The sequence below is a fragment of the Candidatus Melainabacteria bacterium genome (assembly GCA_003963305.1).
Classification (GTDB): Bacteria; Cyanobacteriota; Vampirovibrionia; order Obscuribacterales; family Obscuribacteraceae; genus PALSA-1081.
Window position 1 is genome coordinate 328,674 of sequence record RXJR01000001.1, and the last position, 16,905, is coordinate 345,578.

Here is a 16,905-nt window from a genome sequence, read left to right on the forward strand (position 1 = left end):
CTATTTTTGAACTGAATGACCGACTACTGAGCTGGAGTAGCTGGTGCTTCTTCGGCCGATTTTGTCGGGCGCAAGTCAGCAACGGCACCGGCTTCCTCTTTTTGAGGAGCGTTGAAATCGGCTTGCTGGATTCTAGTGCTCGACATATCGGGCGCTGGTGTCGCTGCTGGTGCAGAAGGAGCTGGAGCGCCTGCCACTCCGGCTGGGTAAAGACGGTTGGCTCCGAAAGTGATAGCGGCTTGCGGTTGAACCGGCTGAACGCCATCGTCTTTCAAACCAGAGGCATCAGCCAGTTTAATGGCTTCATTTCTGGCTGTGAGGGCTTCTCTATCAGCCTTAGCGGCGCGAAATTCTGCTTCGGCGGCACGCAGCATGGCACGTGAGGCACTGACTTGAGCCCGTGCCTGGTCCAACTTGAGTTTCGCTTGTTCCACACGCTGTGAAGCAGGATCAAGATCAACTGCCGGTGTGGTTGGTTTGTCTGCCTTGACTGCAGGTGCTGGAATTGGGCTAAGCGGTTCAGCAGCACTGCAACTGGTGGCAGAAAGCAAAACAGGTGCAAGTAAGCCGACAGCCAGGCTTAGTTTAAGGAGGGTGTGTGACATCATGAAATTGCCTCTACTCGGTGAGAATGAAAACATCGCATTAGCGCTGGTACTGACGGCATTATAATCAGAATTTCTCGCGAATGATAAACATGAAAACCCTTACAGAATCAGGATATACAGCCGATCCCGCATGTTTATACAAAACAATCAGATCGTACGCGAATTGCATATAGCCGGTTGCAAGGCGTGTTACGAAAGACCTCGAATGCCGATTCGATATACGCTCGATGATGACGAACAGCCTCAGGTCGATTTTTGAATCGACTGCAGACTCATGACACTGATAGACGACAAAGAAAAATCACTTTTGCTTTAGACCGAATTCCTTTTTCGCATTGACGAAAATAAGTTGCGAAAATTCCAAACACGGTCTAAAAATAACCGCCCGGTACAATCTGAAATCAGCATAATGGTTGGCAGTTTTCAGCGCCGATTGGTAAAGAGGAATTTCACCTGCCCGGTCAGCCTGGCGGTCCCCAAAATCGCGTGCGTAACCTTCGGCAACATGTCACGCCGCTAATGACAATCGCCCCGGCCGCCCTTAAGCCCCACAGGTTGATTGATTGCAAGACTCTAAAGGTTCAGTTAAAGCTTGGTACTTTGTATTGAGTCCAGTCTTCACTTGTCTTATATTGGTAGTTTCGCCAAACAAGCGTTAAACTTGGCGTGAGCTGTAGTGTGCCGGGAATTCAAACCTCACACAGACAGATTACACAAGAACCTGGCGGCTGTTTGTTGCGACTGATTAGGATTCTGTCCTAACCGGAGTACTCACAGAAGCCCGACCAACCGTCAGAGACGGATCAGGACTGCCAGGCTTCGCACATATAACAAGGAATTGACCGATCCGATGCCAAAAACTATAGAGGTCAAAGGAGAAACCACCTCAGTGACGACACAAAATGAGCAGAAATCCGAATTCGAACGTCTCCTGGAGGAAAGCCTGACGTTCAAATTTGAACAAGGCGACATCGTTCCAGGGCTGGTCGTACGCATCGAGCGCGACGGCATTCTGGTTGACGTAGGCGGCAAGTCTGAAGGATTCGTGCCAATCAAAGAAGTCTCCAACGTGCCGATTGATCAGGTTGAAGACGTGATCAAAGTCAACGAAAAGGCTGAGTTTTATATCCTTAGAGAAGAGAATGAGAATGGTCAACTCACACTTTCTCTCAAGCGCGTCGCCCAAGCCCGTGGCTGGGTTCTTCTGGAACAACAGAAGAAGAACGACGATACGATTCGTGCAAAAATTTCAGCCGTGGTCAAAGGCGGCGTAGTTGTAGATGTGTACGGACTGCGCGGATTCGTTCCAGCCAGCCAATTGCGCGTCAAGGGAACCACTCCGGAAGAATTGATCGGCATGGAAATCCCGATGAAGATTCTGGAAACAGACACCAAGCGCAACAAGCTCATTTTGAGCCAACGTCTCGCTGTTCAGGAAGAGAAAGCCGCTCAGCGCGAAAAGATTTTGAACACACTGGAAGCCGGTCAGGTAGTCAGCGGCGAAGTTGTGAGAATCGCAGACTTCGGAGCTTTCATCGACCTGGGCGGACTGGATGGCTTGCTGCCTATCTCGGAAATCTCCTGGGAGCGTGTCTCGCACCCTTCAGATGTTCTGAAAGTAGGACAGGTAATCACCACCAAAGTATTGAAAGTGGACCGCGACAAAGGTCACATCAGCTTGAGCCTCAAGCAGATGCAGCCTGATCCGTGGAAAGAAATCGAAGACAAGTTCCAGGACGGTCAGGTCGTTAACGGCACCGTCAGAAAGATTCAAAGCTTCGGTGCTTTCGTTCAGATCTATCCAGGCGTAGATGCCTTGCTGCCTACCGTCGAAATGTCGGAACAGCCAAACATCAAGCCTGAAGAAGTCGTGCAAGTTGGCCAGAGCGTCAAAGCGATCATCAAGAAATTCTCTCCTAAAGAGCACAAGATCAGCTTGAGCTTGAGAGGCATGGATGTGAGCGATTTGATCGGCGGCTAAGAGCCCGCAAACGAACTTAGAAAGCGTCTCTCAGATGAGGGGCGCTTTTTTCTTGAGCCTTTTCGGAGCTCTCTTGCGCTCTTTCCTGCGCTCTCTTGCGCTCTTTCGGAGCTCTCTCTTAAGCTCTTTCTGACGCTCTCTCTTAGCAATACCCGACGCTAAAACGAAGCGGAGACTTTGTTGCCCATAATGGCCTGAATCAACATCTGGACAAACGTAGGGTCCCACTGTTGCCCTGCGCCTTTGACCAGCTCTTGCTGAGCGGCTGCTGGAGTCATGCCGGGCCCGTATCGCTTCGGACAGACCATTGAGTGATAGCTGTTGGCGACATGGATAATGCGCGCAGCGACAGGAATTTCATCGCCCTTGAGACCTTGCGGATAGCCGTTTCCGTTGAACTCTTCATGATGCGAGCGCACAATCGGAGCAAGACGTTGCAAATCTGGGAATGACTCGAGCAGCTCGGCACCATCGAGCGGATGCTTCATGACAGTGATCAAGTCAGGGTCTGAAAGCTCTTCGTCAGGCTTTTGCAAGATAGGCGCAGCAGAGCCGAGTTTGCCGACATCGTGCACGAGGGCAGCTTGCCGAACCAGATCGACATCGGCAGCGCTGAGCCCGGCTTCTTGCGCTATCGCACAAGACAACTCGGCCACTTGCCGCGCGTGCCCGCCAACATACTTATCTTTCTGCTCGATTTGCGAAACCCAACCATCTATGCGCCCGAGCATGCGCATATCTAGCCCTGGCGTAGCAAAAATGTAGTCGCTGGTTTGATTTGTTTTTGCTTTCAGAAGTTCTTCGAGCTTGGCGGCCGCTGCGGCTTCGTCTGCAGGCGACGGCGCCGGTGCGGGTGCCGGAGCAGCAGCCGGCTGAGGAGGCGCACCAGGAGCTGGTGGCGCATCTGCAGTAGCGGCAAATCTGGACTTGTCCTTGTGGAAAGAAGCCATCAGAGCGCTGCCGGCAGGCGCAGCAGCGACCGCGCGTGCTTTGCCGATGAAGCCGCCAAGACCACGAGGAGGCGTGGAAGGAGCAGCGATGGCATCAAGGTCGCCCCAGGGACTGGCTCCAGATTCCGCAGGTGCAGCCTGAGCGGAGGCGGCAACAGGAACGGGAGCTGGAGCAGGTGCAGCTTCAGGCGGCGGGGCTGGAGTTGGAACAGGAGCAGGTGCTGCAACTGGATTTGCAGCGGGGTTCAGTGTAGCAGCGACAGCTGGTTGCGGAGTCGCTACTGGTGGCACAGGCGGTGCCGAAGCAGCGGCCTGTTGCTGCAGCTGTGCAGCCAGCGCAGCTGCTTCCATCTGCTGATGAACCTGCGCAGCAGTAGCAGCATTTTCAGGCGCCAGTGATTGACCTTGAGGTGGCTGAATAGCGTCCAGATTACCCCATGTTGCGTCAGGATCTCTGCTTGTGTCCAGACCGGGACGGCCGGGCACGGCTCGGCCTGCGGCGGCTTGTTGCTCAGGAGTAGCATTGTCGAGATCGCCAAAATCGAGATCGGCATAAGGATCACTCGCTCCACGAGCTGCCGGCGCCACAGGTTGGACAGGAGCAGCTGGTGGCGCCTGCGGTGGCGCGGCCTGATTGCCCAAAATGCTTCCCAACGACTTGCTGCCTGGTTCTACTGGCGGAGTCTGTGAACGCGATTGTACAGGTGAAATTGTTGGACCAGCGGCCGGAGCGGCTGGCGGTGTCTGTGGAGTCGCGGCTGGGAAAAGTCCTTGCAGCGTGGTAGCAGGCGAGACATTCGGAGCCGGAGGTGGCGGTGCCACAGGCTGTACCGCTGGTGCGGGTGGCGGAGTTGGTGTCGGCGGAGGTGGCGCCGGTGCAGGTTTTGCCGGAGGAGGAGGTGCGGACGTGGCACGAGCACTGGGGATGGCTTGCTGCCCGAGAGCGCCCTTGAGCGCTTTGCGAACAGAATCGTAAGAGGTCTTTCCATCTTGAGGTTGATCCGGCACACTGACGATGCGCTGGTGAAGCTGCATAATCGGCTCGCGGGCGCGTTTTTCGGCCGGAAGTTTAGCCAGTGCATCAGCTACTTTGTCAGCAACCTTCTGCACCATGTCCACTTCATTGCGGGTCCAGGCACGCCTGTAATCGCACTGTTGCAGAATCACACAACCATGTGTGGCAGTCGAACTCTTCAGAGCAACACCAAGTAGCGACTTGACGCCGATAAACTGTAGTTCTTCCTGCACAGGAGAGACGTAAGAATTGGTCTGCCCCTCGAAAACACGCAGTGGTGCAGTCGACAACAAAGTCTGGGCAATCACTGGCGAATCAGTTGTAGGCCAGCGATACTCCTGGCAGCTTTGCACTTTTTCCTGCTGCCAGAACTCATAACACTTCCATCCAGCCGCACTATCATCGGTGCAGACGAACAAACAACGGCTGGCTTGCAAAACTTTTCCGAGAATGTTTACGACCATGAATAGCGCGTCGCCGATGCCGAGCGAATACGCCATGACGTTTCCGATTTCCACAAGAAACGTATCGCGGAAAGTGTCGCGCTGAACGATGTCGTTGATCTGGGCATGGCGCACGATGTCGCCAAGTTCACCAAGGATGACTCGCATCGAATTGACTTCGTCCTGCGTCACCTCCGCACGTCGAGACATGCTCAACGAACCAAATGTGCGCCCATGCAATACGAGCGGCATGGTCACCCCGGACAGCCCGCGTCCATCGTCATCGGGCATAGCGCGAAACTCACAAATCGAGGTCACGTTAGGGTCGAGCGGATTGCTGAGCATGATCTGGCAGCAATCTGCCTGATACATGTCACCCATCTCCTTGACCGTTGTCTCCAAGATCTTTTTTAGATCTCGCACACCGGCAAGTCGTTGAACAAATTCGCTGCGATGGTCAGAGCTCATGTGGAGCGGTTCCGTCCTCTAGGGCGGTATGTCGCCAATTACTGTTGCCCCGCGCTGGGACGCCACCCCTAGTATCCCAAATTTCTGAGCAAATAACCAAGCCGAAGTAGCAGAAAGATAAATCTAGCTGTTGGCAAGTCGCTCACGGGCAATTCCGACGACCTCGACGACATTTTTTGCCAGGGGCACCTGATGCAGATTGTCGAGAGAAAACCAGCGCGCCTCATAAACGTCGTCTGTATGATCGAATGAGGGCAAAGCGTCCAACTGCTTGGGTCTTCCCAGAAAAACAAAGTCTATATGGTAATAATCAACGCCCTTTTCGGTGGCTTTCACTCCGTGAATGCAAAGCGGTGTCGGCAACAAAAACGCCTCCGGGTCGCCTGTGAAAGGCAAACTCGGACTGACAATATCAATAGCCACTCCCGTCTCTTCCATCGTCTCTCGTTCGGCACAATGGTGGGGCAGTTCGTCTGGTTCAATATGACCCCCTGGCGGCAGCCATGCACCGATTCGTCGGTGGTGAACCAATAAAATGTGATTCTGCGAAATGATTACCGCGCTTGCCGTGAAATGTCGGGGAATATTGAGTATGTCTGGCAGCGGATGCGGCGAATAGAGTTCAGAATTTAACATGGAGTCGAAAGCAGTCCGAGGAGATTTCATTTAGCAAGCTCAGACTTGCCGGTAGGTGATTACTTTAGCAAAATGCCGTCCGCAGCATCCTTGTAAACCGGAGATAGACCTAAATTGTTCGATGCGCCCCCCGCAAATCCCCAGTCAGTCGGCGATATTATCGGTCGCTCGTTCAGACTTTTCAGGCAAAATGCACCGCTGCTTCTCAGGGAGCAAATCACTCCCTGCACAATCATGGCCGTCGGACACATCATCATTCAGTTTGCCGCCACCTATGGTCTGAAAAACCCAAAGGACTTCGGTCTGATTCTTATGGGTCTGGCCGGTTTTGGAATTGGAATGGTGATCTCAGTAATCGGCTTCTGGTTTTTGACGCTCAAGCAGTTTGCTTTCGTCAGGCTTGCCAATGGACTTTCAGTTGACTATCGCGAAGCCCTGAAATTCTCAATGAGCAAGAAGTGGACTATCGTCGGTTTGTTCATCCTCTCTTATTTTTTCTGTCTGGGCATTTTCGTCGTCTGGGGAGCGGAACTGATCTTCTCGGTTGTTCTGGGCGCCAAAATTATACCGATTGCAGTAATTGGGGCTACTATCGGGCTGCTCGGCATGACTGTCTCGATTGGACTGCTCAGCATCTATTACCTTTTGATGACATCAGCACTGGCTTGCGAAAACGAACGCTGGACTTTGTTGCTTGGAAGAGTGTTCCACTTGCTTGCGCACGATGTCTGGCGAGCCTTCGGCTTTGGCATTCTGCTGTCGATTATCATCACCATCCTCTCATGGACACTGTCACTGCCGATAGTGGCACTGGCAACATTTGAACTTTTGCGCAGTGGTTTTCCAGCCAATCATATGGACCCGGCTCAAGCACTGCCCTTCTACTGTCTTGTCTTGAGTCAGTTCTGGCAGGCGATCATAAATATGTTTCTGGTGCCAATCAGCTTCATGTCGGCTGGGCTTTTTTACCGTGATTTAAAAGTGCGGCAGGAAGGTCTCGACGTCGAATACAAGCTCAGTCAACTTATCGCCAGCGGTGCATAGTCTATGAATCCACGAGATATTGCGCCGGAAATCGCCGCAGTCGCAGGCAACTACCAATACAAAAAACCGCCCGACCTGTTCTTGCAAGTTCAGGAATGGCTCGACAAAGCGTGGCGGTTTGTTGCCGACCTGCTTTCGTCTTTGCGAATGCACATGCCGGGCATGGCAGATACCAATGTAGTCGGCAATATCATGCAGATACTGGTGCTTTTATCAGGTGCGCTCTGCCTCTTTGTGATCGTCTATTTCGCCATGCGCCGTATGGGGCAGTTGAGCGCCCAGGCGAAATTAGCGAAGAAAGGACAATCGGCGGCTTACCGCCTGCTCGATGCCGCCGGCTGGAAGAGCGAAGCCGCCACGCTCGCCGCCAGGGAAGACTGGCGAGAAGCCTGCCGCGCTCTCTACATGTCGTCGCTGCGAAACATGCATGAAAATGGAGTGATCGAATTCACTCCCACCCGCACCAATTACGAATACTGGTACGCCCTGGAGCCGCGCAGTCAGGGGCTCGCTCGTGCCTTCAAGTCTCTAGCTAATCAGGTGGAGCTGGTCTGGTTCGGCAACAAACAAGCGACAGTTGAAGACTATCGTTCCATTGAAACTCAGCTGCAGAAAGTGGAAGAGGAATGCAATTTCGTCAAAGAGATAAACACTCGTGACAGGGCGGGTCGCACATGAAGACGAAGGACACGTCAGCTCAAAACCACTCGTCAGCTCAGAACAACACAACATCTCCTGAAAAAATCAGCAGAGCAAAAATCTGGTGGCAACTCTCCTTTTTGATTCTGGTTAGTGCCGTTGCAGTTTACGTGGGCAGTGCCTTCGACGAACAGATTCAGAACTACATGCCTGAGCAGCGTGTACTCTCCTCCATCTTCAACAAGAAGCCGAGCGGTTTGAGCGGGCTATCGGAAGTGATGAAAAAGGTGGGCTTGACCGTGCATCCGTGGCTTTTGCCTTATCGAAACCTGAGAAATGCACATGGCATGCTGGTCATTGTCGCGCCCTCCACTTCTCCGGCGGAATTCGAAGCGGAGCAGATATTGAAATGGGTGCAGGCCGGCAACGATCTCGTCTATCTCGACCACTTCTCCTTCAAAATGACACGCCGCCTGCTTGAGAAAATCAATCTCACCATCACAGACGGCACTGAGCTTCACGATCGCTCAGTGCCTGTAGACGCATCAAAAAAACTATTTGCCTACGTGCCCAAACTTACTGTTACGAGCGACACGAATATAAACGGCGGCGAACCACTTGTAAAAGTGGATGACAAAGCAATATTCAGCGAATTACAATACGGCAAAGGGCGCATTCTGATTGGCACTTCGCCGACACTTTGTTCAAATCGCCGACTATCCGAAAAGAACGACTGGTCCAATTTCCAGTTCCTGGTTAACTGGATGAGCACTGCCAGCGGTGACATAATGTTTGACGAACGCTGCCACGGCTTCAGCGAAAGCGGCAATGTCTTCGTCGTTCTCGGCAGGAGCCCCTGGGGCGCAGTCTTCCTGCAACTTGTGTTAATGCTCGCTGTAGCTGTATACAGCTGCTCGAAACGATTTGGAGCGACCGCCACTCTCAATGATGCTCGCAAGATTTCGAACCTGGAATTCATCACGGGACTTTCAAACGCATATCGCAGAGCGAAAGCCAATGGTGCCATCTACGAGATTACAGGACATACTCTGCGCAATCGATTGTGCAAACTGCTGTCTGTCTCACCACACGAACAGACAAGCAAAGTGATCGAAGCCTGGAATGCCTATGCTGAAGCTAGTCCCAACAAGGCGGGCGCCGCCGCCGCCCTGGTGCCGCAGTTTTTAACAGACTTCGATGCCGCAATCGAACAACAAAGAAACATTCCCGATCAGCAATTCAAATCGCTAATAATCAACTGCGACAAGATTGCCGATCATCTCAACAACCAGTCAAACACTACGTCTCTAAAAAGGTTAGGCAGCTGACATGAGTCAACAAATCTCTACTGTTTTCCAAAGGCTTCGCAAAAGTCTCTCTGACGTCATTGTCGGGCAAGAAATTGTCATCGATCAACTGCTGATCGCGCTCCTGGCGGAAGGGCATGTACTGCTGGAAGGAGTGCCCGGGACGGCAAAAACTCTGCTCGTCAAAACACTTGCAAGTCTGATCGGCACAGAATTTGGACGCGTGCAATTGACACCGGACATGCTGCCATCGGACATTTTAGGAACGAGCATTTACGACCTCAATACCAAGACATTCACAATGAAACGAGGTCCCATTTTTACGAGCCTGCTTTTGGCCGACGAAATCAATCGCACTCCACCGAAAACACAATCAGCATTACTCGAGGCCATGGAAGAGCGCCAGGTCACGCTTGACGGCAGAAGTGAAAAACTGCCCGACCTGTTCATGGTAGTGGCAACGCAAAACCCTGTGGAATTTGAAGGCACTTACCCACTTCCCGAAGCTCAATTAGATCGTTTTATGCTCAAAGTTTTGATTGGTTATCCGGGCATCGAAGCAGAACGATTGATGCTGACCAAATGGCAGGCAGGTGCCTACAAAAAGCATGCCGTTCAACTCGACCCGGTCACAACAGCCGAAGAGATATTAGATTGCCGTAGCGCACTGGAGTCGATCAAAGTGGATGACACCATACTCGGTTACCTTGTCGATCTCGTGCAGAAGTCTCGAAACCTCTCTGATTTACAACTGGGCGCCAGCCCTCGTTCTGCCCTGAGCTGGTTGGCGGCAGCGAAAGCCCATGCCGCCATGGAAGGAAAAGACTTCGTCACGCCGGACAATATAAAGTTCGTTGCCGAACCAGTTCTTCGCCATCGCTTGATTCTCACACCAGAATCAGAGCTGGACGGAGTAACCCTTTCCCAGGTAATCGGCAATCTGCTCAAACAGATACCCGTGCCGCGGTAGTAAAAGAAAAACGACGCAAGGCAAATCGAGAGAAAGTCGACACAAGATACAAGGTTATAGAGAAAAAAGCGATATAGCAAGATATAGCAAGAGGAAATAAAAAGTCCGTTGACTGCCAGTAAACTCACCTACATTCTGCTCGCTGCTGCCGCCTGCATCTTCTGCGCCGCCAACTGGTATGCACCGCTGAAAACTGCAGCCTATGCAGTCGACGTCATCGTTCTGGTGTTGCTGATCGTCGACTATCAACTGACGTTGGACAAGAAATTCATCTCAGCAAATCGCATCGTTGCCGAGAGGCTATCGATCGGGAGAGACAACAGTGTCGAGTTGCGCATCACCAATGAAGGTGGCATGCCGCTTACCTGCAAGGTGCGCGACGACTTTCCGCAAGCGATACAGTCTGATGTGCGCGAGTTTGATTTCGAACTGCCGGCCAATGGCATCAGTACACTGAAATACAATCTTCTCCCCAGACGACGCGGCGCTTACAAGTTCGGCTTGATCAACATTCGCTACCTCAGCTACCTCAAACTCTTCTGGCACGAGGTGAAAGCGCCGGCCCAACAAACAGTGAAAGTGTACAGCGACCTGAAAACGCTGCACGATTTATCGGTGAAACTCAGTCATTCATCCGAGCTAGGCGAACTGCACCAGCGGAAAAGAGGTCAGGGCACGGACTTTTCAAGCTTGAGAGAATACACGGTCGGCGACGACTCCAAAGCAATCGACTGGAAGGCAACAGCACGCAGAGACCGGCCGGTACTGAGAACATATGAGGCCGAGCAGGAGCAACGTTTGCTCGTGCTCATTGACGCAGGACGAATGATGGCATCAGACCTGGAGGGACTGACTCGCTTCGATCACGCTCTCAACTCAGCACTGTGTCTTGCTCTAACGGGCCTGGCACATAACGACCAGGTTGGCTTTGGAATTTTCGCGGATAAGCCCTTGATGTATTTGCCACCACGTCGGGGCAAATCGCATTTGAAAAACATTCTCGAGGCATCATTCGATGTAGAACCAAGGCTGGTGGAGCCTGACTATGCAGGCATGCTCTCTTACTTCGCCACAGCCCAGAAGGGCAGGTCACTAATTGTGGTGCTCAGCGATCTGACGGACCCAGTCGGCTCACAAGCGCTATTGACTGGGCTGGCCAGCCTCGGCAAAAGACACTTACCATTTTGCGTAACGCTTAAGGATCGTCAAGTTACAGACATTGCAAACAGCAAAGTTGTGGTGCCGGGTGAAAAAGCCGGTGTGTCAGAAGTTGACATGGAAAAGGCATACCAAAGAGCCATAGCAATTGATTTGCTAGCCCAGAGAGAACTCGCTCTCACCGTACTGCAACGACGCGGATGTATGGTCTTAGATTGCGCGCCACAGGAGTTGAGCAATAAGCTTGTCGATAGTTACATCGAAATCAAAACAAGAGCGCGCCTGTGATCAGGCTAAGCCGTTGTCGCAAGCGAATTTTACAAGCGCAGTTCTACTCTTCAGCTTTAACTTCTTACGAATACGCGAGGCGTGCAGTTCAACGGTAGATTCAGTCAGGAAAAGCCGTTGCGCAATTTCTCTGTTTGCTAAACCGGACGCTATCAATTTCAGTACTTCCAGCTCTCGAAGCGATAGAGGCGGCGCACTTTCAGTCGGTCGTCTCTCTTCTGCCGCTTCGATCTTGCTGCGACTGACCAGCTCGAGCGTGTTAGTCAACTGCTGCGTCAAATTGCCCAACAGATTCATATTGAATAGCTGGTCCTTCAATTGCAAATACTGCTGACTGTGCGACAGAGCAACCGCGGTCTGACTGGCGGCTACTTCCAGCATGTCTAGTTCGTGCGCAGTCCAGTGACGGGAAGGGGCGCTCTCAAGAATTATAATGACACCATAACTAATACCATGCGAAACAATAGGCGCACCGGCCATACTCTTTATGCCATTGTCTGAGAAGTATTCATATTCATCGGCAGACAACTCATGTGAACGTTCCAGCGCGGCGACATCCGGTATAAATGCCACTTTGCTCCTGAAATAAGAAACCACGACGGTGGGAAATTGTCCTGTTCTTCCCAATCCCAGAGGCGAAATATCAGGCTCTGCATACTCGTGTGTAACCAGAGGCGAGGCCGGTCCGTCCGTGCGCACAATCAAACATCGGCTTGCTCCAAGAGCACGACCAAAGCCATCGACAACTGTCTGGAGGATAGTGTCGCGATCCAGCGTTGCGTGCAACTTACAAATAATTTGCCGAACCCATCGCTCCCAGCTCATCTGACGAGAAAGACTGTTAGCCAGCTGTTCAGAAGCCCTTTTCGAATTTTCAGCCTCGGCAGACATACTGCCCTGCTTGCTGCCGGGAGGAACAAACATGAGCAGCGCATCTGCGAGATCGTTCTGCCTGCACAGAGACGAGATGCAAACATCAAAGTGACTGGAGGCTCCCTCAGACCGGCCTACCAATACCTCACCTAAAGTGACGAATGGTCTAACTTCAGAAAGTCCCCGGACTGCGTCGAGCACACGCTGACCATCTGGTATCACATCCAAAATAGACTGATTGACAAAGTCTTTTCTCGATGACTTCAGCATCGCCTGAAAGGCGTCATTGAATTTGCGAACCCGCCCGGAATTATCCAGCACCAATGCAGGAAAACTCGTTTGTTTGAAGATTCGCCCCTCAGCTTCCTTTTGAAACTGTGCTCGTTCACGAATCAGAAACCTGGCTAATTCAAGCGAAGCAGCTTCGCCAAATTCCAGAACATCATCAGAAAAAGTGTGCGCTTCGATGCAGTAATGCATCGACAAACATCCCAGGATTTTCTGTCCATCCACTATTGGAAACACGATCAGCGACTTGGAGCAGGTGTCCTCTCCAAGGGCATTGAGTTCATGGTTGGCGCCGGAACTGCGGGGCGCGACATCTTGCAACGGTACGGGTTTTGCCTCTTGAAAAAAACGAAAGAGTTCGGAATTTGCTTTCAACGCGTAGTGTTTGTCGATTATTGGAATCAAGCCATCTACACAGTATTCGGACGCCACAGACAATTCCGGGCTATCAGAAGTGCGTTCAACATCATCAACGAGAAGCAACGCGCAACGGTCGAGGCGCAGTTCGACGCCCACCAACTCAACAATTGAAGTATAAATAGCGGTCTGGTCACCACCGGCCTTGAGCAGCCTGGTGACGCGGTTGAACAGCTTGAGCAAGCTTTTGGACTCAAGTGATTTAGATGAACTCTTTTCTGATTGCGCGGACATGGCTATTGGTATTACGCCTAAAAAGCTGCACGTGGTCCTTAAAAACCACCATAGAACAAATCGCACACCAGGGGAAGAACATATGGAATCTCCATATACTGGTTTCCTACATATGCCAATGACTGCTAGCACCATATGCGGCAATGATTTCGGGTTGGCCGGCAGTGGGCCTCAAAAGCAGATGCAATTGTAACGAACTGCTTAACATATGAACCATAAACTACTTGATCGACCGTCTTAAGGCACAAGTGATTTATCCAATTTCAGCGGTCGTATAAATTGTTGCGAACCGTTGAGTACTGGATTTGACGCAGCCAACCGACAAAAGGGACTTAATGTTCAAGATTTGGGCGCAAAACGCAAATTTAATCTCAAATTCAGGTCATCAAAAGCATGACAACCAGGCAAATTGCTCACCCGTGCCTAATTTTTAGCAGTACCATTTGACAACCTCTTGTTGTAGAATTAATATATCTTCACGAATTGGGGGCCCACTGCGATGGCGGGAAACTCGCCCGTACGAAATTTAAGACGGCAATTTGGCAAACGCCTTGTCGAAGCGGCTTTGAAGTCGCCCACTCTGATCGCGGACATCGAACGTATCCGCGCCGAAGGGGTGCGCATCAGGCTCGTCGACGGTCCGTGCCGTGCCTATTACGACCGAAAGAAGCGCACCATCTACATCGGGCGCTGGTGTCCACGCAACTACAAACTGATCAGCATCGCTCATGAGTTTGTACATGCAATCATCAAGCCAACCATAGACCCTATCCCAGGGAAAACAGGGCGGCAGGAATTCATCGATCGCTGCATCGATGAAGAGACAGAGGCGATTGTTCACGAAATCAATATAGTCAAAGAGCTGATGCAAGCAGGCGTTGCAGTCGATCCAAAAGAATTGGAGTGGCTGAACCGCTATAAAAAAGGCGGTCGCAGAGCGATTCGTCGCGCCCTTCAAAAGACGATCACATCCACTACTGGCGAAGACTACCCTGAGTATTACGGAAGCTGGTACGACGAAATCGTGCCGACATCCCAGAGGCTGCCTTAAGTCCAGATAGACGAAGCGCGGACAGATGCCGTGCGGTCAGGTGCCGTGCGGAGGTGCTGCTCGGACAGGTGCCTTTACGGCGTAACTAGTAGACGCCGAATGCTAGCTCGTTCGATTCGTTTCCATCGAGCGTAAACGGCTCGGCTGTGAGAGCCGCAGCATGAGGAATCATGTTACGAACCTGTTCGGCTACCTGGCGAGCTTGTGCCATGCCGCCGTGCAAGTGAAGGGTCTCGAAGTCGAGCGCCACCTTCGTGCCGTCAATCGCTGTTACAGTGCCATAGCGAATCAAACTGGCAGCCTGATTCAAAATGTCGTTGGGGTTTTTGATGATAGCCCGACTGTGGCTATGCGGAAGCAAATGACCGTTCGCATCGTAGGCTCTATCTATCCAGGCTTCACCGACAACACGTATCCCGGCTCGCTCTCCGGCAGCCTGCAGGCTGCTCCCGGCAGGACCAATCAAAACCAGCCAGCGATCGTACTCAGAGACAGCTTTGGCTACAACGGCAGCGGTTCTGGGGTCACTGGCGATTTGCCTGTACAGAAAACCATGTGGACGAACCTGGGTGATCTCGAAACCGAGGGTGCGAGCCAAACCAGAAAGAGCGCCGAGCTGGAAGAGAATACTGGCACGCAATTCAGCGGTTGAGAGATGAATTTCCCGGCGTCCGAATCCCTGTATATCTGGATAACCTATATGAGCGCCCAGAGAAAGCCCGTAATAGCGCACTTCTTCCAGAGCCGCTTCCATAACGAGCGGATCACCGGCATGGGCGCCGCAAGCTATGTTCGCTGATGTCACAAACGGAAGAACGTCTGATTCGTTTTCCATTTTGTATGGACCATAGCCCTCACCCAGGTTCGTGTTGATGTCGAGAGTCTGACTGAGCTGGCGTGGTTGGGATTGATTTGAACTCGATGATGATCCTTGTGGCGCGGAATCTCTGTTGCCGCGTGTGCGTTGTTGTCTTGGTCGACGCATTAGTTCACCTGATTAGAATTTTTCAGCCGCTTGAAAGCGGTAAAGTCGGAAGGAATTGAATTCTAGCAGGGTTTTGGGTGCTAGCAGCCTGGATCGTAACGCTCCATTGTGCCCGATCGTCGCCAATCTAGGTTTTTCCCCCGTTTACTCTGGCTGATTTTTCCTTAGAATGGAGTAACACAAGCGGATTTTCAGGCGGCACAGTGCATAACCTTCCTAAGCTGCGAACAGCACTTACTTTTCTTGGTCTTTCAGTTCTACTTGGCATAACCAGTTGGTCAGCGGCAGAAGCCAAATCAACAGATGCCCCTGGACTGCGCTCAATCGCCTTTGAGCACTATCTGAGCGGCGACACCGAGGCAGCGCTCGACTACTACCAGAAAGCCATCGACACAGCCAGTCGAGAGTACGGACAAGACTCGAGCTACATCGGGCAGCTCTACTACGAAATGGGCACACTGGCACTCGACGCAAAAAAATTCGTTCGCTCTGAGTGCTACCTTCAAAAAGCAGTGCAACACAATCCCAATTCAGTAATGGCTCGGGTCAAATTTGCAGAGTTACTGCAGTTGCGAGGGAAAAACGAAGAGGCGCTGCAACAAATAAATGCAGCACTGGCCAAACACAGCAACTCTCCTGAAGCAAGAGAAGCACTGGTCATCTGGCTTCAAGCGAATCATAAGACAGCAAGAGCCATCCACGAGTCATATAACGTAACGAGAGTGGCCGCTGGAAACGCTGTGGCTCCGCCCGTAAGCCAGACCGTACTCGCTAAGACTGAGACAAAACCTGCTGAGCCGGCGCTGATCGCTGCGGCGACACCGATACCGGCGCCTGCATCGACATCGGCACCGGCATCTGCTCAAGCCACAACAAAGCCTCCTGTGAAAGCACCTCTAAAGCTATTCCCATGGATGCAGCCAGAGAAAAAGGCTGAACCAAAGAAAGAGGAAGCGAAAGAAAAACCTGCCGAAAAGAAAGAAGAGAAAAAAGCTGCAGAGTCCAAGAAGACGGAAAAGAAAGCTGTTTCAGCAAAGAAAGAGCCAAAGCAGCAAAAGCCTGCTAAAGATAAGCCGGTAAAGGAAAAACATGCCAAGCCAGGTAAACCGGCACAAGAACAGGTGACGGATGAGGGACTGCAAGCCAGCACTGCCGCACTGAGAACGACTGCAAAGACAATTCCAAAGAAGAAAGAGGCAGCTGAGAGCGCCCCCACAGCCGCACCTCCAGCACCGCCAGTAGTGCTGGCAGTACCAGCCGTGAAAAGTTCAAAACGCTCAAACACGATGGTGCCACCACCACCACCCCTGGTGCCATCTTTTGCCAACCCGATGGGGATGTTCCAACCGCCACCGCAGATGTATCAGCCTCCGGCCGTACCTAAAGCAGCAAAGAAACCTAAACCAGCTCCAGCCGCACCGGCCAAGGAAGCACCTGCTGAAACAAAAGCAACAGCGGCCAGTTCTTCTGGTGGTGAAGAATCAGATCCAAGCTTCTTGCTAGATTGGGGCGGCGCAAACGCCAAAAAGAAAGGCAAATAGGATTTAGCG

Annotated in this window: 13 protein-coding genes; 8 read left to right on the forward strand and 5 right to left on the reverse strand. The window is 52.0% G+C overall.

Annotated features, from left to right (window positions below; genetic code table 11):
* Nucleotides 1-23: 23 nt before the first annotated feature.
* Complete coding sequence (locus tag EKK48_01365; protein RTL46016.1) at nt 24-608, reverse strand: hypothetical protein; 585 nt, start codon at nt 606-608, stop codon at nt 24-26.
* A gap of 850 nt (nt 609-1,458) precedes the next feature.
* Here EKK48_01365 and EKK48_01370 point away from each other — a divergent pair.
* Entirely contained in the window at nt 1,459-2,589 is a 1,131-nt protein-coding gene (locus tag EKK48_01370) for a 30S ribosomal protein S1 (GenBank protein RTL46017.1), read from the forward strand.
* Between the two features lie 158 nt (nt 2,590-2,747).
* Here the strand turns inward: EKK48_01370 and EKK48_01375 are convergent, their stop codons facing one another.
* Both EKK48_01375 and EKK48_01380 read right to left on the reverse strand, forming a co-directional pair.
* The gene (locus EKK48_01375; protein ID RTL46018.1) at nt 2,748-5,465 is read right to left on the reverse strand and encodes an HD domain-containing protein; all 2,718 of its coding nucleotides are present in this window, start codon (nt 5,463-5,465) and stop codon (nt 2,748-2,750) included.
* Between the two features lie 123 nt (nt 5,466-5,588).
* Nucleotides 5,589-6,131 carry an NUDIX domain-containing protein gene (locus tag EKK48_01380; GenBank protein RTL46019.1) on the reverse strand — a complete coding sequence of 181 codons (543 nt, stop codon included), beginning with the start codon at nt 6,129-6,131 and terminating at the stop codon, nt 5,589-5,591.
* 84 nt (nt 6,132-6,215) lie between these two features.
* On the opposite strand from EKK48_01380, the gene EKK48_01385 reads away from it, so the two are divergent.
* The 5 genes from EKK48_01385 (at nt 6,216) to EKK48_01405 (ending at nt 11,507) form a co-directional block, all read left to right on the forward strand.
* Nucleotides 6,216-7,145 carry a hypothetical protein gene (locus tag EKK48_01385; GenBank protein RTL46020.1) on the forward strand — a complete coding sequence of 310 codons (930 nt, stop codon included), beginning with the start codon at nt 6,216-6,218 and terminating at the stop codon, nt 7,143-7,145.
* Between the two features lie 3 nt (nt 7,146-7,148).
* Nucleotides 7,149-7,823: a DUF4129 domain-containing protein gene (locus EKK48_01390; protein RTL46021.1), complete on the forward strand. Its 675-nt coding sequence runs from the start codon at nt 7,149-7,151 to the stop codon at nt 7,821-7,823.
* Entirely contained in the window at nt 7,820-9,112 is a 1,293-nt protein-coding gene (locus EKK48_01395; protein ID RTL46022.1) for a DUF4350 domain-containing protein, read from the forward strand. Before EKK48_01390 ends, EKK48_01395 begins: the two co-directional genes overlap by 4 nt.
* Before the next feature lie 13 nt (nt 9,113-9,125).
* Nucleotides 9,126-10,061: a MoxR family ATPase gene (locus EKK48_01400; GenBank protein RTL46247.1), complete on the forward strand. Its 936-nt coding sequence runs from the start codon at nt 9,126-9,128 to the stop codon at nt 10,059-10,061.
* A gap of 108 nt (nt 10,062-10,169) precedes the next feature.
* On the forward strand, nt 10,170-11,507 hold the full coding sequence (locus EKK48_01405) for a DUF58 domain-containing protein (protein ID RTL46023.1): 1,338 nt from the start codon (nt 10,170-10,172) through the stop codon (nt 11,505-11,507).
* On the opposite strand, the gene EKK48_01410 is transcribed toward EKK48_01405, so the two are convergent.
* Entirely contained in the window at nt 11,508-13,454 is a 1,947-nt protein-coding gene (locus EKK48_01410) for a GAF domain-containing protein (GenBank protein RTL46024.1), read from the reverse strand. It abuts the gene before it with no gap.
* A 364-nt stretch (nt 13,455-13,818) separates the two neighbouring features.
* Between EKK48_01410 and EKK48_01415 the strand changes: the two genes are divergently transcribed.
* Complete coding sequence (locus EKK48_01415) at nt 13,819-14,370, forward strand: hypothetical protein (GenBank protein RTL46025.1); 552 nt, start codon at nt 13,819-13,821, stop codon at nt 14,368-14,370.
* Nucleotides 14,371-14,455: 85 nt separating this feature from the next.
* Here the strand turns inward: EKK48_01415 and EKK48_01420 are convergent, their stop codons facing one another.
* A complete protein-coding gene (locus EKK48_01420) occupies nt 14,456-15,355 on the reverse strand; it encodes a LamB/YcsF family protein (GenBank protein RTL46026.1) in 900 nt (299 codons plus the stop codon).
* Nucleotides 15,356-15,558: 203 nt separating this feature from the next.
* Here EKK48_01420 and EKK48_01425 point away from each other — a divergent pair, with 203 nt between their 5' ends.
* Nucleotides 15,559-16,896: a hypothetical protein gene (locus EKK48_01425; protein ID RTL46027.1), complete on the forward strand. Its 1,338-nt coding sequence runs from the start codon at nt 15,559-15,561 to the stop codon at nt 16,894-16,896.
* The last annotated feature ends 9 nt before the right edge of the window (nt 16,897-16,905 follow it).

Coding starts and splice junctions, on each gene's coding strand:
- EKK48_01365 (RTL46016.1), bottom strand. CDS start 608: ATGATGTCACACACCCTCCTTAAACTAAGCCTGGCTGTCGGCTTACTT.
- EKK48_01370 (RTL46017.1), top strand. CDS start 1,459: ATGCCAAAAACTATAGAGGTCAAAGGAGAAACCACCTCAGTGACGACA.
- EKK48_01375 (RTL46018.1), bottom strand. CDS start 5,465: ATGAGCTCTGACCATCGCAGCGAATTTGTTCAACGACTTGCCGGTGTG.
- EKK48_01380 (RTL46019.1), bottom strand. CDS start 6,131: ATGAAATCTCCTCGGACTGCTTTCGACTCCATGTTAAATTCTGAACTC.
- EKK48_01390 (RTL46021.1), top strand. CDS start 7,149: ATGAATCCACGAGATATTGCGCCGGAAATCGCCGCAGTCGCAGGCAAC.
- EKK48_01395 (RTL46022.1), top strand. CDS start 7,820: ATGAAGACGAAGGACACGTCAGCTCAAAACCACTCGTCAGCTCAGAAC.
- EKK48_01410 (RTL46024.1), bottom strand. CDS start 13,454: ATGGTGCTAGCAGTCATTGGCATATGTAGGAAACCAGTATATGGAGAT.
- EKK48_01415 (RTL46025.1), top strand. CDS start 13,819: ATGGCGGGAAACTCGCCCGTACGAAATTTAAGACGGCAATTTGGCAAA.
- EKK48_01420 (RTL46026.1), bottom strand. CDS start 15,355: ATGCGTCGACCAAGACAACAACGCACACGCGGCAACAGAGATTCCGCG.